General features: G+C 60.1%; 21 protein-coding genes and 1 pseudogene. 20 read left to right on the top strand and 2 right to left on the bottom strand.

Annotation, left to right across the window (positions count from 1 at the left end; genetic code table 11):
* Window positions 1-299 precede the first annotated feature (299 nt).
* From ACVHNU_RS17195 to ACVHNU_RS17180, 4 genes are read left to right on the top strand one after another with little or no spacing between them, the layout of a single operon-like run.
* The gene (locus ACVHNU_RS17195) at window positions 300-770 is read left to right on the top strand and encodes a (2Fe-2S)-binding protein (RefSeq protein ID WP_473017918.1); all 471 of its coding nucleotides are present in this window, start codon (window positions 300-302) and stop codon (window positions 768-770) included.
* A complete protein-coding gene (locus ACVHNU_RS17190; RefSeq protein ID WP_473017917.1) occupies window positions 767-3,088 on the top strand; it encodes a xanthine dehydrogenase family protein molybdopterin-binding subunit in 2,322 nt (773 codons plus the stop codon). Before ACVHNU_RS17195 ends, ACVHNU_RS17190 begins: the two co-directional genes overlap by 4 nt.
* Window positions 3,088-4,068 carry an XdhC family protein gene (locus tag ACVHNU_RS17185; RefSeq protein WP_103484740.1) on the top strand — a complete coding sequence of 327 codons (981 nt, stop codon included), beginning with the start codon at window positions 3,088-3,090 and terminating at the stop codon, window positions 4,066-4,068. Before ACVHNU_RS17190 ends, ACVHNU_RS17185 begins: the two co-directional genes overlap by 1 nt.
* Window positions 4,065-4,655: a nucleotidyltransferase family protein gene (locus tag ACVHNU_RS17180; protein ID WP_473017916.1), complete on the top strand. Its 591-nt coding sequence runs from the start codon at window positions 4,065-4,067 to the stop codon at window positions 4,653-4,655. The genes ACVHNU_RS17185 and ACVHNU_RS17180 overlap by 4 nt, the downstream gene beginning before the upstream one ends.
* 158 nt (window positions 4,656-4,813) lie before the next feature.
* Here the strand turns inward: ACVHNU_RS17180 and rne are convergent, their stop codons facing one another.
* Entirely contained in the window at window positions 4,814-8,050 is a 3,237-nt protein-coding gene (rne, locus tag ACVHNU_RS17175) for a ribonuclease E (protein WP_473017915.1), read from the bottom strand.
* Between the two features lie 699 nt (window positions 8,051-8,749).
* On the opposite strand from rne, the gene rluC reads away from it, so the two are divergent.
* Genes rluC through sppA form a run of 3 tightly spaced genes read left to right on the top strand, consistent with a single transcriptional unit; the run spans window position 8,750 to window position 11,375 of the window.
* Entirely contained in the window at window positions 8,750-9,712 is a 963-nt protein-coding gene (rluC, locus tag ACVHNU_RS17170; RefSeq protein WP_007950779.1) for a 23S rRNA pseudouridine(955/2504/2580) synthase RluC, read from the top strand.
* A complete protein-coding gene (locus ACVHNU_RS17165) occupies window positions 9,699-10,364 on the top strand; it encodes an HAD-IA family hydrolase (protein WP_103520748.1) in 666 nt (221 codons plus the stop codon). Before rluC ends, ACVHNU_RS17165 begins: the two co-directional genes overlap by 14 nt.
* A 21-nt stretch (window positions 10,365-10,385) precedes the next feature.
* Window positions 10,386-11,375, top strand: coding sequence for a signal peptide peptidase SppA (sppA, locus tag ACVHNU_RS17160; RefSeq protein WP_103520747.1), 990 nt, complete (start codon window positions 10,386-10,388; stop codon window positions 11,373-11,375).
* A gap of 48 nt (window positions 11,376-11,423) precedes the next feature.
* On the opposite strand, the gene ACVHNU_RS17155 is transcribed toward sppA, so the two are convergent.
* Window positions 11,424-12,002 carry a Maf family protein gene (locus ACVHNU_RS17155; RefSeq protein ID WP_103484735.1) on the bottom strand — a complete coding sequence of 193 codons (579 nt, stop codon included), beginning with the start codon at window positions 12,000-12,002 and terminating at the stop codon, window positions 11,424-11,426.
* A 105-nt stretch (window positions 12,003-12,107) separates the two neighbouring features.
* Here ACVHNU_RS17155 and ACVHNU_RS17150 point away from each other — a divergent pair, with 105 nt between their 5' ends.
* The 13 genes and pseudogenes from ACVHNU_RS17150 to ACVHNU_RS17090 all read left to right on the top strand — a co-directional run bounded on the left by ACVHNU_RS17150 (window position 12,108) and on the right by ACVHNU_RS17090 (window position 22,392).
* Window positions 12,108-12,635 carry a YceD family protein gene (locus ACVHNU_RS17150; RefSeq protein ID WP_003227058.1) on the top strand — a complete coding sequence of 176 codons (528 nt, stop codon included), beginning with the start codon at window positions 12,108-12,110 and terminating at the stop codon, window positions 12,633-12,635.
* A 13-nt stretch (window positions 12,636-12,648) separates the two neighbouring features.
* Window positions 12,649-12,831 carry a 50S ribosomal protein L32 gene (rpmF, locus tag ACVHNU_RS17145; protein ID WP_003179396.1) on the top strand — a complete coding sequence of 61 codons (183 nt, stop codon included), beginning with the start codon at window positions 12,649-12,651 and terminating at the stop codon, window positions 12,829-12,831.
* A gap of 4 nt (window positions 12,832-12,835) precedes the next feature.
* Complete coding sequence (gene plsX / locus ACVHNU_RS17140; RefSeq protein ID WP_080593259.1) at window positions 12,836-13,846, top strand: phosphate acyltransferase PlsX; 1,011 nt, start codon at window positions 12,836-12,838, stop codon at window positions 13,844-13,846.
* 123 nt (window positions 13,847-13,969) lie between these two features.
* On the top strand, window positions 13,970-14,908 hold the full coding sequence (fabD, locus tag ACVHNU_RS17135; RefSeq protein WP_003227054.1) for an ACP S-malonyltransferase: 939 nt from the start codon (window positions 13,970-13,972) through the stop codon (window positions 14,906-14,908).
* Window positions 14,909-14,924: 16 nt separating this feature from the next.
* Window positions 14,925-15,665 carry a 3-oxoacyl-ACP reductase FabG gene (gene fabG, locus ACVHNU_RS17130; RefSeq protein ID WP_473017914.1) on the top strand — a complete coding sequence of 247 codons (741 nt, stop codon included), beginning with the start codon at window positions 14,925-14,927 and terminating at the stop codon, window positions 15,663-15,665.
* 196 nt (window positions 15,666-15,861) lie between these two features.
* Window positions 15,862-16,098: an acyl carrier protein gene (gene acpP, locus ACVHNU_RS17125; RefSeq protein WP_002552692.1), complete on the top strand. Its 237-nt coding sequence runs from the start codon at window positions 15,862-15,864 to the stop codon at window positions 16,096-16,098.
* Between the two features lie 108 nt (window positions 16,099-16,206).
* On the top strand, window positions 16,207-17,451 hold the full coding sequence (gene fabF / locus ACVHNU_RS17120; protein ID WP_003227039.1) for a beta-ketoacyl-ACP synthase II: 1,245 nt from the start codon (window positions 16,207-16,209) through the stop codon (window positions 17,449-17,451).
* Window positions 17,451-18,266, top strand: a complete 816-nt coding sequence (gene pabC / locus ACVHNU_RS17115) for an aminodeoxychorismate lyase (RefSeq protein WP_338802689.1) — start codon at window positions 17,451-17,453, stop codon at window positions 18,264-18,266. The genes fabF and pabC overlap by 1 nt, the downstream gene beginning before the upstream one ends.
* Before the next feature lie 3 nt (window positions 18,267-18,269).
* Window positions 18,270-19,442: an endolytic transglycosylase MltG gene (gene mltG / locus ACVHNU_RS17110; RefSeq protein WP_003227036.1), complete on the top strand. Its 1,173-nt coding sequence runs from the start codon at window positions 18,270-18,272 to the stop codon at window positions 19,440-19,442.
* Between the two features lie 19 nt (window positions 19,443-19,461).
* Window positions 19,462-19,785: pseudogene (tmk, locus tag ACVHNU_RS17105) on the top strand (dTMP kinase); the annotation flags it as partial.
* 458 nt (window positions 19,786-20,243) lie between these two features.
* Window positions 20,244-20,570, top strand: coding sequence for a hypothetical protein (locus tag ACVHNU_RS17100; RefSeq protein ID WP_473017912.1), 327 nt, complete (start codon window positions 20,244-20,246; stop codon window positions 20,568-20,570).
* 194 nt (window positions 20,571-20,764) lie between these two features.
* Window positions 20,765-21,601, top strand: coding sequence for a hypothetical protein (locus ACVHNU_RS17095; RefSeq protein WP_204934307.1), 837 nt, complete (start codon window positions 20,765-20,767; stop codon window positions 21,599-21,601).
* Window positions 21,602-21,828: 227 nt separating this feature from the next.
* Window positions 21,829-22,392: a hypothetical protein gene (locus ACVHNU_RS17090; RefSeq protein WP_473017911.1), complete on the top strand. Its 564-nt coding sequence runs from the start codon at window positions 21,829-21,831 to the stop codon at window positions 22,390-22,392.
* Window positions 22,393-22,423 lie beyond the last annotated feature (31 nt).

Below are 22,423 nucleotides of genomic sequence, written 5' to 3'. Positions count from 1 at the left end.
CGTCATTTGCTCCACCAAAGGCCCGGTGCAGACGTTCGCGTCGGCACAAGAGAGCCTGTGCCAACCACATATCAGTCAGCGATGACCCTGTGGCGAGGGAGCTTGCTCCCGCTGGGGCGCGTAGCGGCCCCGCTTTCAAGAAGGGCCTGCTCCGCAGTCCAGCGGGAGCAAGCACCCTCGCCACAGGCTCAGTGTTCGGCTTCACTGATGTGTATTGGCCCATTAGCCTGAGTCGATCTGCGTGAACCACCGCCAGTTCTGCTCGACCCCATAACCACCAAGAATATGCGGGCGTGCCCATGATTACCCTGAAACTAAATGGCCAGGATCACCTACTGGATGTCACCGAAGACATGCCGCTGCTGTGGGCAATCCGTGATGTCGCCGGTTACAACGGCACCAAATTCGGCTGCGGCATGGGCCTGTGCGGTGCCTGCACCATTCATATCGACGGCTTGCCGGCGCGCAGTTGCATCACGCCGATCGGCTCGGTGGTCGGGCAAAACGTCACCACCATCGACAATCTGCACGCCGATCCGGTCGGGCAGGTGGTGCAGCAAGCCTGGCTCGATAGCGCCGTGGCGCAGTGTGGTTTTTGTCAGGGCGGGCAGATCATGTCCGCCACCGCGTTGCTCAAAACCAATCCGAACCCGAGCGACGAGCAGATCGAAGAGGCAATGGTCGGCAACATTTGCCGGTGCGGCACTTACAACCGGATCAAGACCGCGATCCGCCAGGCCTCCACTCACTTGAAGGAGGCGAAGGCATGAGCCGCTTGCCGAATGATTTCGCCCTGAGCAATCTCAGCCGTCGCGGTTTTCTCAAAGGCGTCGGCGCCACGGGCGCATTGGTGCTGGCCGCGAGCTGGGGCTGGCAGGATGCGTTGGCTGAAGACAAACCGAAGAAGTTCGGTGCCGACGGCATGCCCAATGGCTGGATCGACGATCCCAAGGTCTACGTCAGCATTGCCGCGGATGGCACGGTCACCGTGGTCTGCAACCGCTCGGAAATGGGCCAGGGCGTGCGCACCAGTCTGAGCATGGTAGTTGCCGACGAACTGGACGCCGATTGGGCCAAAGTCAAAGTGCAACAGGCGCCGGGTGACGAAGTACGTTTCGGCAACCAGGACACTGACGGTTCACGCAGCATGCGTCACTGGTATGAGCCGATGCGTCGTTGCGGCGCGGCGGCCCGGACCATGCTCGAACAAGCCGCTGCCGCGCAGTGGCAGGTGCCGGTGGGCGAGTGCCAGGCGCAGTTGCACAAAGTCCTGCATAAACCTTCCGGTCGCGAGCTGGGTTACGGCGAACTTGCCGCTGCAGCCAGTGCGCTGGCGGTGCCGGCCCGTGACAGCCTGCGCCTCAAGCAGCCGTCGGAGTTCCGCTACATCGGCAAGGAAGGCACCAAAGCCATCGACGGCGCCGACATCGTCAACGGGCGCGCGGTGTACGGCGCCGACGTGCATTTCGACGGCATGCTCTACGCGACCATCGCGCGTCCGGCGGTGTATGGCGGCAAGGTCAAGTCACTGGATGACAGCGCGGCGCTGAAAGTCCCAGGCGTGCTAAAAGTCATGCAGATCGAAAGCCGCCCACTGCCTTCGGAATTTCAGCCGTTGGGTGGTGTGGCGGTAATTGCCAGCAATACCTGGGCAGCGATCAAGGGTCGTGAGGCGCTGAAAATCGAATGGGACGACGGCCCCAACGCCAGTTATGACTCGATCGCTTATCGCAAGGAACTGGAAGCGGCGTCGCGCAAACCCGGCAAAGTGGTGCGCAACACCGGCGATATCGACAAAGCCCTGAGCGGCGCCGCCAGCAGTCTCGAAGCGTCCTATTATCTGCCGCATCTGGCGCAGGCACCGATGGAGCCGATGGTCGCCATCGCCCGCTACGACAACGGCGTGTGTGAGGCGTGGGCGCCGAGTCAGGCGCCGCAGGTAACTCGCGAGCGCATCGCCGAGCGCCTCGGGCTGCCGTTCGACAATGTCACCTTTAATGTCACGCTGCTCGGTGGCGGTTTCGGCCGTAAATCCAAGCCGGATTTCGTCGTCGAAGCGGCGATCCTCGCCAAAGAGTTCCCCGGCAAAGCGGTGCGGGTGCAATGGACGCGCGAGGATGACATCCACAACTCGTATTTCCACACGGTGTCCGCCGAGTACCTGAAGGCCGCTGTTGGCAAGGACGGCATGCCCTCCGGCTGGCTGCATCGCACAGTGGCGCCGAGCATCACTGCGCTGTTCGCCCCGGGCATGAACCATGAAGCGGCGTTCGAACTGGGCATGGGCTTTACCAACATGGCCTACGCGATTCCCAACGTGCGTCTGGAAAACCCCGAAGCCACGGTGCACACCCGGGTCGGCTGGTATCGCTCGGTGTCGAACATTCCCCACGGCTTTGCGATCCAGAGTTTTGTCGATGAACTGGCGCACAAGGCCGGGGTTGATCCGCTGAAATACCAGATCAGGTTGCTCGGCCCGGATCGGCAGATCGACCCGCGTACCCTGAGTGAGGAGTGGAACTACGGCGAATCACCCGAGCGCTATCCGATCGACACCGGGCGCATGCGCACGGTATTGGAAACCGCCGCCAAGGCTGCCGGCTGGGGGCGCCAATTGCCCAAGGGCCGAGGCCTCGGTCTGGCGGTGCATTACAGCTTCGTCACCTATGTGGCGGCGGTGATCGAAGTCGAGGTCAAGGACGACGGCACGCTGATCGTGCACAAGGCTGACATCGCCGTCGATTGTGGGCCGCAGATCAACCCTGAACGCATCCGTTCGCAGTTCGAAGGCGCCTGTGTGATGGGCCTGGGCAACGCGGTGCTGGGTGAAATCAGCTTCAAGGACGGCAAGGTCCAGCAGGACAACTTCCATATGTACGAAGTGGCGCGCATGTCGCTGGCGCCGAAGGAAGTTGCCGTGCATCTGGTGACGCCGCCGGGCGACGTGCCGCTGGGTGGAGTCGGTGAACCCGGTGTACCACCGATTGCGCCGGCGCTGTGCAATGCGATCTTCGCCGCCACTGGTCAGCGCATCCGCAACTTGCCGGTGCGTTATCAGTTGCAGGGCTGGCACAAGGCGCACGCGTAATGGACAGCGTCGACCTCAACGTCCTGCGCAGCGTGCTCGAATGGCGCCGCGCCGGGCAGCGAGTGGTGCTGTTCAGCGTGGTGCAGACCTGGGGCACAGCGCCCCGGGCACCCGGCGCGATGCTTGCGTTGCGCGAGGACGGCGTGGTGATCGGCTCGGTGTCGGGCGGTTGTGTCGAGGATGACTTGATTGCCCGCCTGCACGACGGGCGCATCGCCAGCGATGGCCCGCCGGTACAACTGATTACCTATGGCGTCACTCGCGAGGAGGCGGCGCGTTTCGGCTTGCCCTGTGGCGGCACGCTGCGTCTGACCGAGGAGCGGGTCGGTGATCCGGCGTGGGTCGCGGAGTTGCTGGCGCGTTGTGAAAACCATGAGATTGTCGCCCGTCAGCTGAACATCGAAACCGGTGAGGTTGTGCTGTCGGCGGCGAGCAAATCCGATGTGCTCGAATTCGACGGCAAGACCCTGCGCGCCATTTATGGTCCGCGCTGGCGTCTGTTGTTGATCGGCGCCGGACAGCTGTCGCGTTACGTGGCGGACATGGCGCGGCTGCTGGATTTCGAGGTGCTGATCTGCGATCCGCGTACCGAGTTCGTCTACGGCTGGGAAGAGCACCACGGTCGCTTTGTCCCGGGCATGCCGGATGACGCGGTGTTGAGCATTCAGACGGACGAGCGCACGGCGATTGTGGCGCTGACCCACGATCCACGCCTGGACGATATGGCGCTGCTCACCGCACTCGATTCGCCGGCCTTTTATGTCGGTGCACTCGGATCGCGGGTCAACAGTCAGAAGCGCCGGGACAATCTGGCTCAGCTGGGCTTGTCACCCGAGGCGATCAACCGTTTGCACGGGCCGATCGGTTTGCACATCGGCAGCCATTCACCGGCGGAAATTGCCCTGTCGTTGTTGGCGGAGATCGTCGCGATCAAGAACGGCGTCGAGTTGAAACAGAAGAAAGTTGTGGAGGCGTCATGAGTCGATCCATCGCAGTGATTGTGCTGGCGGCGGGCGAGGGCAGTCGCTTTCGTCAGGTTGCGGGTGACGACAAGGACAAGCTGCTGGCCGATTGCACCGGGCGTGATGGTGCGGTGCGTTCGGTGATCGAGCAGGTATTGCTGAATCTGCCGGCCGGTCTCGACAAGCGGGTGCTGGTCACCACCGAAGCGCGGCCGCAGGCGATGCGCATGGCTCAGGCCTATGGCTGTGAGGTGGTCTCGATTGATTCGACCGGGATGGGTGACAGCATTGCGGCGGGCGTTGCGGCTTGTCCGGAGGCGGATGGCTGGTTGATTGTGCTGGGGGATATGCCGTTTATTTTGCCGTCGAGTATTGAGCGGGTGGTGGCGGCGATTGCCGAGGATGCGGTGAGTGTGCCGGTGCAGGAGGGCGAGTTTGGGCATCCGGTGGGGTTTGGGCGTTCTTTTGGGCCGGCGTTGCAGGCGTTGAGTGGCGATCGCGGGGCCAGACCGTTGTTCAAGCAGGGGCGGGTGGTTGAAGTGGTGGTGGATGATCCCGGGGTGTTGTGGGATATCGATGTGCCTGAGGCGTTGGTGTTCAAATAAAAGCCAGATCAAAAGATCGCAGCCTTCGGCAGCTCCTACATTTGGGATGTGATCACCTGTAGGAGCTGCCGAAGGCTGCGATCTTTTGATCTTCTAAATGGAATAAAAAAGCCCCGCCAGGTTTTCACCGAGGCGGGGCTTTTTATTGGCTTTCGGAATCAGACGAGCGGTTTAGGCTCGTGTTCTTTTTCCTGGGCCTCTTGGTGATGCTCGACCGCGTCCTGAACGGAGCGTGGTGCTTCGGCGATCACCGACTCAACCACTGCTTCTTCAGTCACGGAAGCAGCAACCTCTACGACTTCAGCAGCTGGAGCTGCAGCGGCAGCCAGTTCGGCTTCCTTCTGCAGACGCTCGGCTTCACGCTTGCGGCGACGCACTTCACGTGGGTCGTTTGGCGCACGGCCGTTTGGCGTCAGGGCGCTGACCGGAGCGGCTTCAACCACTGGAGCAGGGGCTTCAGCAACCACAGGCGCTTCGACGACCGGTGCTTCAACCACTGGCGCTGGAGCAGGTTCGGCCACTTCAACGACTGGCGCGGCGGCCTTGGTTTCTTCTGCCACCGGGGCTTCTGCTACCGGCGCTGGCGTTTCAGCGACGGCAGGCTCGGCAACCCAGTTGAAGGCGGTCTGTTCTTCGCGAACTTCACGCACGGTTTCGGTCACGGTTTCAGCGACGGTTTCAGCAACCGGCTCTGCGACCACAACTGGCGCCTCGACAACCGGAGCAGGCTCGGCAGCGACTTCAGCCTGAGGCTGAGCTTCGCGAACCGGTGCCACTTCGACTTCCGGAGCAGCAACCACTTCCACTGGGGTAGTGGCTTCAACGACCGGCGCTTCCACTGGAGCAGTTTCCAGAGTGGCGGCGGTGGCGCGTTCAGCTTGCTCGTGTGCCTGTGCTTCGGCTGGAGCGCTGATCACGCTGCTGGCAACAGCGGCGGTCACGGCCAGGCCGGCAGCCAGATCGGCAGCGCTTGGTGCTGTTTCAGCGTTTTCGCCGGACTCGGACTCTTCCGAACCTTCGATCACGTTGCCGTTGGCATCACGCTGACGCTCGCGACGGTTGCTGCGACGACGCTGACCACGGGAACGACGACGTGGACGATCGCCTTCGGCGTTGTCCTGACCGTCTTCCGACAGTTGCTCTTCGCCGGTGATGACTTCTTCTTCGGCTACCGCAGCAGCCTGTTCGGCACGCGGTTGACGCTCTTCACGCGGCGGACGCGGTGCGCGTTCTTCGCGTGGCTGACGGGCCGGACGCTCTTCTGCGACAACAGCGGCAGCGGCAGCAGCTAGGGGTGCGGCCGGAGCGGCGTCCAGTGGCTCGCGCAGTTCACGGACACGCTCTTCACGCTCGCCACGTGGCTTGCGGTCTTCACGTGGCGCACGAGGTGCACGTTCTTCACGCGGAGCGCGTGGTGCGCGTTCTTCGCGAGCGGCTGGTGCTTCGGTGCGGGTTTCACGCGGCTCACGGGCTTCACGCGGCTGACGCTCTTCACGCGGCTCGCGTGGGGCGCGCTCTTCACGCGGTGCACGTTCTTCGCGCGGCTTGCGCTCTTCATCGCGGCGACCGTTACGGTTGCGGCTCTGCTGACGACCGTTGCGACGCTCTTCGTTGCGGGCTGGACGCTCGGTGGCCGGTTTTTCAACGACGACCGGAGCGGCTGGCTCTTCTTTGGTCGCGAACAGGCTGACCAGCGATTTCACCAGGCCTTTGAACAGACTTGGCTCTGGCGCGGCAACCGGGGCAGGTGCAGCGGCGGCAGGCGCGGCGACTTCGGTCGGCACCGGAGCGTTGGCGCGGGCCGGAGCAGTCTTGACCGCGGCTTCCTGGCGAACCAGGGTGCGGGTCGCAGCGGCTGGCTGGACTTCTTCGACTTCGGCAGCGGCAGCAGCGATTTCGTAGCTGGACTGGTTGGTCGCAGCTTCCGGGCTGTCGTCACGCAGACGCTGAACTTCGAAGTGCGGGGTTTCGAGGTGATCGTTCGGCAGAATGACGATACGGGCACGGGTGCGCAGTTCGATCTTGGTGATCGAGTTGCGTTTTTCGTTGAGCAGGAACGCGGCGACCGGGATCGGCACCTGCGCGCGCACTTCGGCAGTGCGGTCTTTCAGGGCTTCTTCTTCGATCAGGCGCAGGATTGCCAGCGACAGCGATTCGACGTCACGGATGATGCCGGTGCCGTTGCAGCGCGGGCAGACGATGCCGCTGCTTTCGCCCAGCGATGGACGCAGGCGCTGACGGGACATTTCCAGCAGGCCGAAACGCGAGATGCGGCCGATCTGCACGCGAGCGCGGTCGGCTTCCAGGCATTCGCGGACTTTCTCTTCCACGGCGCGCTGGTTCTTGGCAGGGGTCATGTCGATGAAGTCGATGACGATCAGGCCGCCGATGTCGCGCAGGCGCAACTGACGGGCGATTTCTTCGGCGGCTTCAAGGTTGGTCTGCAGCGCGGTTTCTTCGATGTCGCTGCCTTTGGTGGCGCGCGCCGAGTTGATGTCGATGGACACCAGGGCTTCGGTCGGATCGATGACGATGGAGCCGCCGGAAGGCAGTTCGACGACGCGCTGGAAAGCGGTCTCGATCTGGCTTTCGATCTGGAAACGGTTGAACAGCGGCACGCTGTCTTCGTACAGCTTGATCTTGCTGGCGTACTGCGGCATCACCTGGCGGATGAAGGTCAGGGCTTCGTCCTGGGCTTCAACGCTGTCGATCAGCACTTCGCCGATGTCCTGGCGCAGGTAATCGCGGATGGCGCGGATGATCACGTTGCTTTCCTGGTAGATCAGGAACGGCGCGGAGCGATCCAGCGAGGCTTCTTTGATGGCGGTCCACAGTTGCAGCAGGTAGTCGAGGTCCCACTGCATTTCTTCGCTGCTGCGGCCCAGGCCGGCAGTGCGCACGATCAGCCCCATGTCGGCTGGAGCAACCAGACCGTTCAGCGCTTCACGCAGTTCGTTGCGCTCTTCGCCTTCGATGCGACGGGAGATACCGCCGGCACGCGGGTTGTTCGGCATCAGCACGAGGTAACGACCGGCCAGGCTGATGAAGGTGGTCAGGGCGGCGCCCTTGTTGCCACGTTCTTCTTTTTCGACCTGAACGATGACTTCCTGGCCTTCGCTCAGGACGTCCTTGATGTTGACGCGGCCTTCAGGGGCTTTCTTGAAGTATTCGCGGGAGATTTCTTTGAGGGGCAGGAAGCCGTGGCGCTCGGAGCCGAAATCGACAAAGGCAGCCTCAAGGCTTGGTTCGATGCGAGTGATACGGCCTTTGTAGATGTTGGCCTTTTTCTGCTCGCGTGCACCGGATTCGATGTCCAGGTCGTAGAGGCGTTGGCCATCTACCAGTGCAACACGCAACTCTTCGGGTTGAGTTGCGTTAATCAGCATTCTTTTCATGTAGTACCGTCGGTTTCCGGGCTGCCGGAAACGGCGTTCGGCACACACGACTTCTCACGGTCGGTGTCAGGTGCGTCGGGAGTGGTTGGCCATTCCCGTGTCCAGCGATGTCAGGCCAATTGGGCCGATATCGCGACGTACGCGTCCTGCTTGCTGTGGCTACTTAAGCACTCAGTCAGGAGGAGGAATCAACCAGCGGCTGTGGACGAGATGAAGCGTCTTGATAAAGCCTATTGCTACACAGTCCGGCGGTTGTGCATCTCCACCCTACACGTATCCCTGATAATTCGGGTGCTGCCGCGCGCAGAATCCGCAGCGGGTTGGCATTTACCGTGAGCTCCGAAAGGGGAGGTCACGCATCATGGCTAATTCAGGCGATGTTTCCGAAGCCTTCGCTCGGGGTCATCTGCAGCTGACTGCACTTTGTGAACTGGCCTCGAATATTTGCCTGTCAGGCGAGTGAAAACTCTGCTCGACGGTGTAATTCAGGCCTCATGTCACCTGCGCTTGTTACAACTGCAAACTCCACCGTTACGTAGCGAAAGCCCCGTAGGACGGCCTCGCGTCCTGGTGAATTGCGTTGGTCAGGGCCGGTTTTTGACCGTGGTTCCGCTGTCCAGGCCGCTTTTGGCGGCGTTCGCGACTATAGCAGCAATGATTAAGTGCTTCAATTCCATAAAAATTGTTATCATCCGCGACATGACAACTACTGCCCCTTCGACTCCAGGCGTTCAACTGCTTGAAGTCTCGCCGGAGTATGCCGGCCAACGAATCGACAATTTCCTCCTTGCCCGGCTCAAAGGCGTGCCCAAGACCTTGATTTACCGCATTTTGCGTAAAGGCGAAGTGCGTGTGAACAAGGGGCGGATCAAGCCCGAATACAAGCTGCAGGCCGGCGATATCGTGCGCGTGCCGCCGGTTCGCGTGCCTGAGCGCGACGAGCCGGTGCCTTTGGCCCAAGGTCTGTTGCAGCGCCTGGAAGCCTCGATTGTCTACGAAGACAAAGCCCTGATCGTGATCAACAAGCCCGCCGGCATTGCGGTTCACGGCGGCAGCGGCTTGAATTACGGTGTCATCGAAGCCTTTCGTCAGTTGCGCCCCGATGCCAAGGAGCTGGAACTGGTTCACCGTCTCGACCGTGATACCTCCGGTCTGTTGATGATCGCCAAGAAGCGCAGCATGTTGCGCCACTTGCACGCCGCCTTGCGCGGTGACGGCGTCGACAAGCGCTATATGGCACTGGTTCGCGGCAACTGGGCGACTTCGATCAAGCAAGTCCGTGCGGCGCTCGGCAAGAGCAATCTGCGCTCCGGCGAGCGCATGGTCGAGGTCGACGAGGAGGAGGGCAAGGAGTCGGTGACCGTGTTCAAGGTCCTGCGCCGCTTTGGCGACTTTGCCACCCTGATCGAAGCCAAGCCGATCACCGGCCGTACGCACCAGATCCGCGTCCACACGTTGCACGCCGGGCACTGCATTGCCGGTGACACCAAGTACGGCGATGACGGTTTCAGCAAGGAAATCCGTGATCTGGGCGGCAAGCGCCTGTTCCTGCACGCCTACATGCTGACCGTGCCGCTGCCTGATGGCGGTGAGCTCAAGTTGCAGGCACCGGTCGATGAAATGTGGGCCAAGACCGTGGAGCGATTGAGTGCGCCCATCTGACTACAAGCTGCTGATTTTCGATTGGGACGGCACCCTCGCCGATTCCATTGGTCGGATTGTCGAGGCGATGCATTCTGCATCCGGGCGTTCCGGTTTCGAGTTGCGCGATGATTTTGCCGTCAAGGGCATCATCGGTCTGGGCTTGCCCGAGGCGATCCGCACCTTGTATCCGGACATCAGCGATGCCGAGATGACCTTGTTTCGCGAGTACTACGCCGATCACTACATCGCGGCAGAAGCCGTGCCTTCGCCGCTGTTCGAGGGTGTAGTCGAGTCGATGGCGTCCTTTCGTGAGCAGGGTTTTCACCTGGCGGTCGCGACCGGCAAGAATCGTCGCGGACTGGATCGGGTGCTGAAGGCCAATGGCTGGGAAGATTTTTTCGATATCACCCGCGCCGCTGACGAGACCGCGAGCAAGCCGCATCCGTTGATGCTGGAACAGATTCTCGACCACTGCGGCGTGCATCCCGAGCAGGCGCTGATGGTCGGGGACTCGTCCTTCGATCTGCTGATGGCGCGCAATGCAGGCATGGCCTCTGTGGCGGTCAGCTACGGCGCGCAGTCAATTGACTCGCTGCAGCAGTTCGAGCCGCGCCTGTCGATCGACCATTTTAGTGAGTTGCATGCCTGGCTGGGGCAGCAGGCCAAATAAGTTTTTTCTGGGGTGGACTGGATGACCGACGAATGGAAAGCACCGGCCAAGGCAAGTGCCGACGACGGTGACGCGAAAAGCTGGAAGCTGTTGGAAAAGACCTTGCTCGCCGGTGTGCAGGAGCAGCGTCGCTCGCGGCGCTGGGGGATTTTCTTCAAACTGCTGACTTTTGTTTATCTGTTTATCGCCCTGATTGCGTTCACGCCGCTGATGGACATGGAAAAGAGCGCCACTCGCGGCCCGAACTACACCGCACTGATCGACGTTACTGGTGTGATCGCTGACAAAGAGCCGGCCAGCGCCGACAACATTGTCGGCAGTCTGCGTGCAGCCTTTGAGGACAAGAAGGTCAAGGGTGTAATCCTGCGGATCAACAGTCCTGGCGGCAGCCCGGTGCAGTCGGGTTATGTGTACGACGAAATCAAGCGTCTGCGCGGTCTGCATCCGGACATCAAGGTTTATGCGGTGATTTCCGATCTCGGGGCGTCCGGTGCCTATTACATCGCCAGTGCGGCAGATCAGATCTATGCCGACAAGGCGAGTCTGGTCGGTTCGATTGGTGTGACGGCGGCCGGTTACGGTTTCGTCGGTACCATGGACAAGCTCGGCGTTGAGCGTCGCACTTACACGTCTGGCGAGCACAAGTCGTTCCTCGACCCGTTCCAGCCGCAGAAGCCGGATGAAACGGCGTTCTGGCAGACAGTGCTGGATACCACGCACAACCAGTTCATCAATAGCGTCAAGCAGGGGCGTGGCGATCGTCTGAAGGACAAGGAGCATCCGGAATTGTTTTCCGGTCTTGTCTGGTCAGGTGAGCAGGCTCTGCCGCTGGGTTTGATCGATGGTCTGGGCAATACCAGTTCGGTGGCGCGGGATGTGATTGGCGAGAAGGAGTTGGTGGATTTCACCGTGCAGGAATCGCCGTTCGATCGCTTCTCGAAGAAGCTCGGTGCCAGCGTGGCTGAGCAGTTGGCGATGTGGATGGGTTTTCACGGGCCTTCGTTGCGCTGACAGTTCGTCTGATAAACAAACCGGCCTTGATGGCCGGTTTTTTGTGCGTCACGGAATTTGCACGCCCTCGGCCAGTAGCATGTCAATCAGGCGGATGAGTGGCAGGCCGATCAGGCTGGTGGCGTCAGGCCCTTCGGTGGACTGAAACAGGCTCACACCCAGGCCTTCGGCCTTGAAGCTGCCGGCGCAGTCGTAGGGCTGCTCGAGGCGCAGGTAGCGTTCGATGCGTGCTTCGTCGAGTTGGCGCATGTGTACGGTAAATGGCACGCAGTCGACCTGGCAGAGGCCGGTCTGGCTGTTGAGCAGGGCCAGGCCGGTGAGGAAGGTCACACTGGCGCCGCTGGCCGCCAGCAGTTGCTCGCGAGCCTTGTCGAAGGTGTGTGGCTTGCCGATGATCCGCTCGCCGAGCACGGCAACCTGGTCCGAACCGATAATCAGGTGGGCAGGGTGGCTGGCAGCCAGTGCCCGGGCTTTCTGTTCGGCGAGGCGCTTGACCAGTTCGATGGCGGATTCGCCGTTCTGGTGGCTTTCGTCGATATCTGGCGAGCTGCAGACGAACGGCAGGTGCAGGCGGGCGAGCAATTCCCGGCGATAAGTCGAGCTTGAGGCGAGTAATAAAGGCAGCATTGGCGTCTCCTGAGGCAGGTGCGAATTCTAGCGGAGGCACGCAAGTGACGGACAGGGCACAATTTCCTTTGACATGGGTGGGTGCATCCCTATAATGCTGCGCCTATGTTGAATGACCCGATTCCACCTCACGTTGACCCGCGCAAATTGGCTGACCGTGGCACCACCCTTCAAGGTGAACTGCTGCTGGCCGATTTGAAGAGACTCTGCGACCCGCTTTCCGACGATGTCGGTAAGGTGCAGGCCAAATTCGTTTTTGAACGAGATGAACGTAAATCTGTGGTGATCCACAGCTTTATCGACACCGAAGTCAAAATGGTCTGCCAGCGTTGTCTTGAGCTGGTCACCCTGCCGATCCACAGCGAATGCAGTTACGCTGTAGTGAAGGAGGGTGCGAATACCCAGTCGTTACCGAAAGGTTATGACGTGCTGGAACTGGGCGAAGATCCATTGGATCTGCAGTCACTGATCGAGGAGGAGCTTCTGCTCGCCTTGCCCATTGTGCCTGCTCATCATCCGGAAGAATGCCAGCAGCCGGCGGGAGCAGATGAACCCGAACCGAGCGAGGACGAGGTAACGCGGTCCAACCCGTTCAGTGTATTGGCGCAGTTAAAGCGTGACCCAAACGTTTAGGAGTTAATCAATTATGGCTGTTCAGCAGAACAAAAAATCCCGCTCCGCCCGTGACATGCGCCGTTCGCACGACGCTCTCGAGGCTAGCACCCTGTCTGTAGAAAAAACCACTGGTGAAGTTCACCTGCGTCACCACGTATCGCCAGAAGGCGTATACCGTGGCCGTAAAGTGATCGACAAGGGCGCTGACGAGTAATCACTTGTCCGCTCAAGTCATCGCGATTGACGCAATGGGCGGGGACTTCGGTCCCCGCAGCATTGTTCAGGCCAGCCTTGCTTGCCTTTCTGCTACGCCCTCGCTGCACCTGACCCTCGTCGGTCAATCCTCCCTTCTTGAAGAACTGATCCACGGCCAATCGGCTGCCGATCGCGCGCGCCTGACGATTGTTCCGGCGTCTGAAGTCATCACCATGGACGAAAAGCCGACTCAGGCCTTGCGTGGCAAGCCGGATTCGTCGATGCGTGTCGCCCTGGAACTGGTACGTGACGGCAAGGCTCAGGCCTGTGTCAGCGCCGGTAATACCGGTGCGTTGATGGCGCTGTCGCGTTTCGTGCTCAAGACCTTGCCGGGGATTGATCGGCCGGCGATGGTGGCGGCGATTCCGACGCAAAAGGGCTATTGCCAGTTGCTCGATCTGGGCGCCAACGTCGATTGCAGCGCCGAGCATCTGTTGCAGTTCGCGGTGATGGGCTCGGTGGCGGCGCAGACGCTGGGCATCGCCCGGCCGCGTGTCGCGTTACTGAATATCGGCACCGAAGACATCAAGGGCAATCAGCAGGTCAAGCTGGCCGCGACCTTGCTGCAGGCTGCGCGCGGCATCAACTACATCGGTTTTGTCGAGGGCGATGGTCTTTATCGCGGCGAGGCGGATGTGGTGGTCTGTGACGGGTTTGTCGGCAATATCCTGCTCAAGTCCAGCGAGGGCCTGGCGACGATGATCGCTGCGCGCATCGAGGCCTTGTTCAAGAAAAACTTCGCTTCCCGCGTGGTAGGTGCTTTGGCCCTGCCATTGATGAAGCGCTTGCAGGCGGATCTGGCGCCGGCGCGACATAACGGCGCAAGCTTTCTCGGCTTGCAGGGCATTGTAGTGAAAAGTCATGGTTCTGCCGGGGTTCAGGGGTTTCAGAGTGCGATTCAGCGTGCACTGATCGAGATTCAGGAGAATCTGCCCGAACGTCTCCATGGTCGTCTGGAGGATTTGTTGTCTTAGGCGATTTCGTCGGACAATGCTTAAATGTGACCGCCCGGTTCAAAGGGCCATCCAACTGTCAGTTTCTTGCGTCCCTCGGTGGGGCGTCATTTTCCGACGACAAGATCATTAGGGGCTTGTTACATGTCTGCTTCCCTCGCATTTGTCTTTCCAGGACAGGGTTCGCAGTCCCTCGGCATGCTGGCCGAGCTGGGCGCGGAACATCCGCTGATCCTCGAAACCTTCAAAGAAGCATCCGATGCTCTGGGCTATGACCTGTGGGCGCTGACCCAGCAGGGTCCGGAAGAGCTGCTCAATCAAACCGACAAAACCCAACCGGCCATTCTGACTGCTTCGATCGCCCTGTGGCGCCTGTGGCTGGCTCAAGGCGGTGCGCGTCCGGCATTTGTTGCCGGTCACAGCCTGGGTGAATACAGCGCGCTGGTTGCCGCCGGCAGCCTGAGCCTGGCTGACGCGGTGAAGCTCGTTGAGCGTCGCGGTCAGTTGATGCAGGAAGCCGTTCCGGCCGGGCAGGGCGGCATGGCTGCCATCCTCGGTCTGGAAGATGCCGACGTGCTGGCAGCCTGTGCCGAAGCGGCGCAAGGCGAAGTGGTCAGCGCGGTCAACTTCAACTCGCCGGGTCAGGTAGTGATTGCCGGGGCCAAGGCAGCCGTTGAGCGCGCCATCGAGGGCTGCAAGGCCCGTGGCGCCAAGCGGGCCATGCCGTTGCCGGTGAGCGTGCCTTCGCACTGCGAGCTGATGCGTCCGGCGGCCGAGCGCTTTGCCGAATCCATTGCTGCCATTGACTGGCAGGCGCCGCAGATCCCGGTGGTCCAGAACGTCAGCGCGCAAGTGCCGGCCGATCTGGAAACCCTCAAGCGTGATCTGCTCGAACAACTGTACAAACCAGTACGCTGGGTTGAATCGGTCCAGACCCTGGCTGCCAAAGGCGCCACCAGTCTGGTCGAGTGCGGCCCGGGCAAGGTGCTCGCCGGTCTGAACAAACGTTGCGCCGAAGGCGTTTCGACTTCCAACCTCAATACCCCAGACGCTTTCGCTGCCGCCCGTGCAGCGCTGGCCTGAATCAGGAGAAACTTGCATGAGTCTGCAAGGTAAAGTTGCACTGGTCACCGGTGCAAGCCGCGGTATCGGCCAGGCTATCGCACTGGAACTGGGTCGTCAGGGCGCCGTCGTCATCGGCACTGCGACTTCCGCCAAAGGCGCCGAGGCGATTGCTGCCACCCTGAAAGAACACGGCATCCAGGGCGCTGGCCTGGAACTCAACGTCACCAGCGATGAATCTGTCAGCAAGGTTCTGGCGAGCATTCAGGAGCAGTTCGGTGCGCCGGCGATTCTGGTCAATAATGCCGGCATCACCCGCGATAACCTGATGATGCGCATGAAAGACGATGAGTGGTACGACGTGATCGATACCAACCTGAACAGTCTGTATCGCTTGTCCAAGGGCGTTTTGCGCGGTATGACCAAGGCGCGCTGGGGCCGAATTATCAGTATTGGCTCGGTGGTGGGTGCCATGGGCAACGCAGGCCAAGTAAACTATGCAGCCGCCAAGGCCGGTCTGGAAGGTTTCAGCCGTGCGATGGCGCGTGAAGTCGGTTCGCGTTCGATTACGGTCAACTCGGTAACCCCAGGGTTCATCGATACCGATATGACCCGCGAACTGCCGGAAGCACAGCGTGAAGCCTTGCAGACGCAGATTCCGCTGGGTCGTCTGGGGCAAGCTCAAGAGATCGCCTCGGTGGTCGCTTTTCTTGCATCCGACGGTGCGGCATACGTCACTGGGGCTACAATCCCGGTGAACGGTGGGATGTATATGTAAGTAAGATGTGACGGATTGCTTCAAAAAAATGTCATACGAGCTGTCTAAAATCCGTTATAAAGCTGCAATCTATTTATAGGCAGAGGGCCGCAGGGTTTGAGGAGTGAAGCTTTCAGTTGAAAAGCTGAAAAGCCTTTCTATACACTTACCCACTGGCCAGCTGCCTGAATTTGTCCATTAGGAGTGAAAACAAGGTATGAGCACCATCGAAGAGCGCGTCAAGAAAATCGTTGCCGAGCAACTGGGTGTTAAATCGGAAGAAGTGGTCAACACTGCTTCCTTCGTTGAAGACCTGGGTGCCGACTCCCTTGACACCGTTGAGCTGGTGATGGCTCTGGAAGAGGAATTCGAGACCGAAATCCCTGATGAAGAAGCTGAAAAGATCACTACTGTACAAGCTGCAATCGACTACGTTACTAGCCACCAGGCGTAATAGTTTGTAATCGTTGTCTGCTGTCATGGAAAAACCGCACTGCCATCATGGCGTGCGGTTTTTTCTTTAGGCCTGATGCAAAGTCGTCATTTGAAAAAGGAGAGTGCTGTGTCGCGTAGACGCGTCGTAGTCACCGGTATGGGTATGTTGTCGCCACTGGGCACGGATGTGCCGAGCAGTTGGCAGGGCATTCTGGCTGGCCGCAGTGGCATTGGTCTGATCGAACACACCGACCTTTCTGCCTATTCCACCCGTTTTGGCGGCTCGGTAAAGGGCTTCAATGTCGAGGAATACCTGTCGGTCAAGGAAGCACGCAAGCTCGACCTGTTCATTCAGTACGGTCTGGCCGCGGGTTTTCAGGCTGTTCGCAACGCCGGTCTGGAAGTCACCGACGCCAACCGTGAGCGCATTGGCGTAGCCATGGGTTCGGGCATCGGCGGTCTGACCAACATCGAAGAAACCAGCCGTACCCTGCATGAGACGGGCCCGCGTCGAATCTCGCCATTCTTCGTGCCAGGCTCGATCATCAATATGATTTCCGGTTTTCTGTCCATCCACCTGGGTGCACAGGGGCCGAACTACGCCATTTCCACTGCCTGTACCACCGGTACGCACTGCATTGGCATGGCCGCGCGCAACATCATGTACGACGAGGCCGACGTGATGATCGCTGGCGGTGCCGAGATGGCCGCGTGCGGTCTGGGCATGGGCGGCTTCGGCGCGTCCCGTGCGCTGTCGACCCGCAACGACGAGCCGACCCGCGCCAGTCGTCCCTGGGACAAGGGCCGTGATGGCTTCGTGCTGTCTGACGGTGCCGGTGCACTGGTACTCGAAGAGCTCGAGCACGCCAAGGCTCGTGGTGCCACGATCTACGCCGAGCTGATCGGCTTCGGCACCAGCGGCGATGCGTTCCACATGACCTCGCCACCTGCGGACGGTGCCGGTGCGGCTCGCTGCATCACCAATGCCCTGCGCGATGCGAAGATCAACATCGACCAGGTGCAATACATCAACGCCCACGGCACTTCGACCCCGGCCGGCGACCTTGCCGAAGCCAACGCGATCAAGACCGTGTTCGGTGATCACGCCTACAACCTGGCGGTCAGCTCCACCAAGTCCATGACCGGTCACCTGTTGGGTGCGGCGGGCGCGGTCGAGGCGATCTTCAGCGTGCTGGCGATCAACAGCCAGGTGGCACCGCCGACCATCAACCTCGACGAGCCGGATGAAGGCTGCGATCTCGATTTCGTGCCGCACACTGCGCGCAACATGGACATCGACGTCGTACTGTCCAACTCGTTCGGGTTTGGCGGCACCAACGGCACGTTGGCGTTCCGCCGGTTCGCAGGCTGATGGACAGCTGGGTCGACGGTCAGCCGGCTGACGCTCTGTCGCTGAAAGATCGCGGCCTGGCTTACGGCGATGGTCTGTTCGAGACCATCGCTGTGCACGGCGGCCAGCCGGTATTGCTGGATCGTCACCTGACGCGTTTGGCCGAGGGTTGCTCGCGTCTGGCCATCGCGGTGGATATCGAGCTGGTTCGCACCGAGCTGCTGGCCTATGCCGTGGCGATGGGCGAGGGCGTCCTCAAGCTGATCCTCACCCGAGGTGACGGCTTGCGCGGCTATGCGCCCGATCCAGCGGCGCAGGGCCGACGCATTCTGCAAGGCAACCCGCCCGCTGCTTATCCTGCTGTGCATGGCGAGCAAGGCGTACGCCTGTTTCCCTGCGTCACGCGGTTGTCTAACCAGCCCTTGCTGGCAGGTCTCAAACATCTGAATCGTCTGGAGCAAGTGCTCGCCCGAGCCGAATGGCGCGACAGCGAACACGCCGAAGGCTTGATGCTCGATCAGGCCGGGCGCGTCATCGAAGGCGTGTACAGCAACCTGTTTCTGGTGCGCGATGGCGTACTGATCACCCCGGATCTGAAGCGCTGTGGCGTGGCCGGCGTAATGCGTGCCGAAATTTTGTTTCAGGCCGAGTCCCTGGGAATTCACACGCAAATCACCGACATCAGCCTCGAACAGCTGCAATGGGCTGATGAAGTCTTTGTCTGCAACAGTGTGTATGGCGTCTGGCCGGTACGCGCCTACGCTGCACTGAGCTGGCCGGTTGGCAAACTCACCCGTAAACTGCAAACCATTTCCCGCGCCCTACTGGATGCCTGATTCGTGAGACGTAAACTCTTGCTGCTGCTGGAAACCGGACTGGTTCTCGCAGGGCTTTTGCTGGGCGCCAGCGCCTGGAAAATTCATTCCGCGCTGGAACAGCCGCTGAACATCACGCAGGAAGAACTGCTGGATGTGCCAAAAGGCTCGACGCCGACCCGTACCTTTCTTGAACTCGAAACCGATGGCGTCATCAAGGACGCCTTCTGGTTACGCATCTATTGGCGCTTCAACCTGACCGGTACGCCGATCCATAGCGGCGAATACCGTATGCAGCCGGGCATGACCGTCAACGGTCTGATCGACTTGTGGAAGCGTGGTGAAGTGGTGCAATACAGCCTGACGCTGGTCGAGGGCTGGAACTTCCATCAGGTACGCGCCGCGCTGGCAAAAGATGAAAAGATCGAGCAGACCCTCAAGGGCTTGAGCGACAGCGAAGTGATGGAGAAAATCGGCCATCGCGGTCTGTTCCCCGAAGGTCGTTTCTTCCCGGACACCTACCGCTTCGTGCGCGGTGTCTCCGACGTCGAATTGCTGAAGAAGGCCTTTGATCGACTCGACGAGGTATTGGCCAAAGAGTGGGAAAATCGCTCGGCCGACGCTCCGTACAGCGAGCCTTACCAGGCGCTGATCATGGCCTCGCTGGTCGAGAAGGAGACCGGTGTGCCGCAGGAGCGTGGGCAGATTGCCGGCGTGTTCGTGCGCCGCATGGCGCTGGGCATGCAGTTGCAGACCGATCCGACCGTGATCTATGGTCTGGGCGACCGCTACACCGGCAAGCTGACGCGCGCGCATCTCAAAGAGCCGACGCCCTACAACACCTATGTGATTCCGGGGCTGCCGCCGACGCCGATCGCGATGGTCGGACGCGAAGCGATTCATGCTGCGCTGAACCCGGTGCAAGGCAACAGCCTGTACTTTGTCGCCCGTGGCGATGGCAGCCATGTGTTCTCCGATGACCTGGACGCGCACAACAGCGCGGTGCGTGAATTCCAGCTCAAGCGCCGCGCCGATTACCGCTCCAGCCCGGCACCGGCGGGGACACCCGCTGCCGCGCCAGCCGCCGAAGCGACTCCTGCGGCTTCGCCCGATACTGCACCGCAGGCGCTGCCGGAGGTTCCTCCTCAGGAACCCACACCGACACCGGATGCCGCCGTTCCGCAAAACGCGCAATGACTTTGATTAAGGACTGCCTGTGACTGGCTTGTTTATTACCCTGGAAGGCCCGGAAGGCGCCGGCAAGAGCACCAACCGCGAATACCTCGCCGAGCGCCTGCGCGCCGAAGGTATCGAAGTGCTGCTGACCCGCGAACCCGGCGGTACGCCACTCGCCGAGCGGATCCGCGATGTGCTGCTGGCCCCGGCCGACGAGGTCATGAACCCCGACACCGAGCTGTTGCTGGTGTTCGCCGCGCGTGCCCAGCATCTGGCCGAAGTGATCCGCCCGGCGCTGGCTCGCGGCGCGGTGGTGCTGTGCGATCGTTTCACTGCGATGTTATTTTTTGTTGGAGGAGAACGTCAACCCAAAACGGTTTGCGATCTCAACCTCCTAAAAAATACATTTCTTGCCTAGAAGCCCCGATAGTAAAGGGTTTCTGGATTCGGAAGGTTGCTGCTTGATTCCATTATAGCATTGGTTATTTCTAAAAAGTAAACCCCTAAACCTCTGATAATGCAAAAAAATCAAAGGTAAACCCAAAAGCCTCATTTCTCCCGCTTGCGACGCCTTAATCCAGCCTCATGCCTGCCTGAAACCCAGTAGATTCAAGCCTTTTAGGGTTTACGTTTCCCTTCGCCTACGCAACTCCGATCCCTGACGCACAGCCGGACTTCAGTACTTGTGGCGCCTTTTGCTCCATCGCCATACTGATCAAAAGAGCAGTTTGTTCACTAACGCCCAACGGCGAGACCCCCACCGCCGAATGTCAGATCCATTCGTCACATGTGAGCACGCTGGGGAACGAGGATAGGAAGAACATGAATAAATCAGAGCTGAAAGCCCTGAACAGCTTGTTGAAACAAGAGTGCGGCTGGCTGGTCGAGATCGGCGTTTCTCCAGCCAGTGGAGATGAATTTTTCCGTGTTTATGAAGCTCGCCCCGACACCGACACCGACACCGACACCGACACCGGTGCCGAACGCACGCAAGCAAACGCGACGAGGCTTCGTTCGGAACCGACAAGAGGCGCGTTTGTGGGGGTGATGCCCATCTGTACGACGCTTGCAGCATTAGGCAGCAGTGGGGCCCTGTGCCAGTACTACTACCAGAAGGGCCTGAACGCCCGTCACAACCCAAAGTCTTGACTCAATCCAACCCAACCCAACCCAACCCAACCCAACCCAGCACGCACAGCAGCCCTGTGGCCCCCGGACGCCCAATTAACACCATATCCATCGCTGCTTGATTTCATGTGGCCACTATATGAAACTCCAAGCAACGCGTCTGGAATAAGGGTTTGAGAGTGAAGGTAGCGAGACACCCCGTAACACGTAGGCCAGTGACCATTCCCGAATATCGACGAGAGTACGGCCCTTCTCATCGGGGCGAGGCCAAACTGGATCTGCCCGCTACTACCTGTCCGGCCTGTCATCAGCCCTTATTTATTCGAGGTGGGAGTAATCCCCAGGATCGCCAGACCTTCGCGCATTTTCCTGATACCAAAAAGAATCCGCAGCCCTTCTGTCCGATCAAGTCAGCAGGGAAGCACAAGTACTCCATCCTTTGCCCGGTTGACCATGACCCGGCTCTTGCGGAGAAGTTGAGGACTAGTTTCTTCAAAAATTGGAAGGTGCACTGGCGCCGCTTTATGCGGTACGTCGGGTATGTAGACGTGAATGATTTCATTGCTGTCTTGAAGGTTGCCGACAAGGCCAATGTGTGGGGCTATCGAGCGATGAAGGAGCACGAGGTGATCGTTGCGCTCATGCTCATCAGTGATTTCAAGCCAGTGCTGGCAACCAGGCCGGCCCCCGTTCAACCGCAGCAGGCCGCATCGACTGAGGGCGTTGCCACCCCCATCACTGACGCGCAGGCACGACCACAATCAAAAACGAAGCCATGGAGAAAGAACTGGATCAGGTTCTGGTTTGAATCGCGGGCCAGAAGCTTCGACGATTTTTGGAACCTCTCACTTGAAAACAAGGTGATCATTAGGGTCGAGTACGCTGTTCCAGAGGGCGAGACCAAGCTGGATCCGGACTATTTGGACTCTTTTAAGGTTATCGACGTGTCTCACAATTATTTGGCCCATCGCGAGGCTGGCGACGAGACGGTCGCTAGCATGGTCGAGGGTAAAATGATGCGGGCCTTCAAGAAATACATTGACGATAAATAGTCGCAGCGCCCAAAAAGCGTGCGGAGGAGAGTGACTTTTGCCGCGCCCCGGTGGGCCTGCTGTCGTGAACCAAGCCCGGCCCGGTCTTGGCCCGTCAGGTTTTCATCCTCTCGACTGCGCGCTCCACTGTCCGTCAGCCACACCTCGCTCTTTCAGTGAGTCGCCAAACAGGCAAGGGATCCAGCCCGGCCATTGGCGTCCGCTGCTCGCAAATTTAAGGCCTTTCAATGCTCCACACCGATGTACAGACCGATGATGTACAGCAAGCCCGGGACAATCGCGAGAACGAAGCGTCCCCTGAAGCCCTTCGACCGCTCAGTGCCTGGCAGCCCGGTCAACCGATCCCCAGGCCTGAGATCGTGGTGTGCGACCAGTATGAGAATTATCTGGAGACGCCGCCCGAAGGCTTGGAGCTTGAGGACGTAGAGGTGATCTGGTGGACGGTGGCCTCGAACTTCAACCGCGAGGAGCTACGGAACAAGCTTCTTCCGGTCATCGAAAAACGGCAAGACTGGGCCTGCTTCCTCTTTTCTCCAATTGCTGACCTGGATGGCAATGGTCGCTATCCATCCGACCTTATCCAGCTTCTTCGGGACATTCTGCCTAAGGGGGCGCTCCTCGCTGTTGAGCCCGCAGCAGCAGGGGAGGAGGTGTCCGAGCTTGCGGGTACCTTGGCCATCCAAAACCAGATTTGGCATGAGCTTACCTGGGCTGCTTTTCGGCTCGCTCTGAGTCAGAAGCTACCTGACTATCTTCGGGACATGTACTTTGCTGGTGACTTGGGGATCTAGCATGGCGCGCCCCTTTCCTGACTAACCGCCA

The sequence above is a fragment of the Pseudomonas sp. Ors-4-3C genome (genome assembly GCF_055755035.1).
Note: the sequence above shows the minus strand (reverse complement) of the source record. Positions and strands in the feature narration are given on the sequence as shown.

Coding starts and splice junctions, on each gene's coding strand:
- ACVHNU_RS17180 (WP_473017916.1), top strand. CDS start 4,065: ATGAGTCGATCCATCGCAGTGATTGTGCTGGCGGCGGGCGAGGGCAGT.
- ACVHNU_RS17185 (WP_103484740.1), top strand. CDS start 3,088: ATGGACAGCGTCGACCTCAACGTCCTGCGCAGCGTGCTCGAATGGCGC.
- acpP (WP_002552692.1), top strand. CDS start 15,862: ATGAGCACCATCGAAGAGCGCGTCAAGAAAATCGTTGCCGAGCAACTG.
- rluC (WP_007950779.1), top strand. CDS start 8,750: ATGACAACTACTGCCCCTTCGACTCCAGGCGTTCAACTGCTTGAAGTC.
- ACVHNU_RS17190 (WP_473017917.1), top strand. CDS start 767: ATGAGCCGCTTGCCGAATGATTTCGCCCTGAGCAATCTCAGCCGTCGC.
- fabD (WP_003227054.1), top strand. CDS start 13,970: ATGTCTGCTTCCCTCGCATTTGTCTTTCCAGGACAGGGTTCGCAGTCC.
- sppA (WP_103520747.1), top strand. CDS start 10,386: ATGACCGACGAATGGAAAGCACCGGCCAAGGCAAGTGCCGACGACGGT.
- fabG (WP_473017914.1), top strand. CDS start 14,925: ATGAGTCTGCAAGGTAAAGTTGCACTGGTCACCGGTGCAAGCCGCGGT.
- pabC (WP_338802689.1), top strand. CDS start 17,451: ATGGACAGCTGGGTCGACGGTCAGCCGGCTGACGCTCTGTCGCTGAAA.
- ACVHNU_RS17100 (WP_473017912.1), top strand. CDS start 20,244: ATGAATAAATCAGAGCTGAAAGCCCTGAACAGCTTGTTGAAACAAGAG.
- rpmF (WP_003179396.1), top strand. CDS start 12,649: ATGGCTGTTCAGCAGAACAAAAAATCCCGCTCCGCCCGTGACATGCGC.
- ACVHNU_RS17155 (WP_103484735.1), bottom strand. CDS start 12,002: ATGCTGCCTTTATTACTCGCCTCAAGCTCGACTTATCGCCGGGAATTG.
- rne (WP_473017915.1), bottom strand. CDS start 8,050: ATGAAAAGAATGCTGATTAACGCAACTCAACCCGAAGAGTTGCGTGTT.
- ACVHNU_RS17090 (WP_473017911.1), top strand. CDS start 21,829: ATGCTCCACACCGATGTACAGACCGATGATGTACAGCAAGCCCGGGAC.
- ACVHNU_RS17150 (WP_003227058.1), top strand. CDS start 12,108: ATGTTGAATGACCCGATTCCACCTCACGTTGACCCGCGCAAATTGGCT.
- ACVHNU_RS17195 (WP_473017918.1), top strand. CDS start 300: ATGATTACCCTGAAACTAAATGGCCAGGATCACCTACTGGATGTCACC.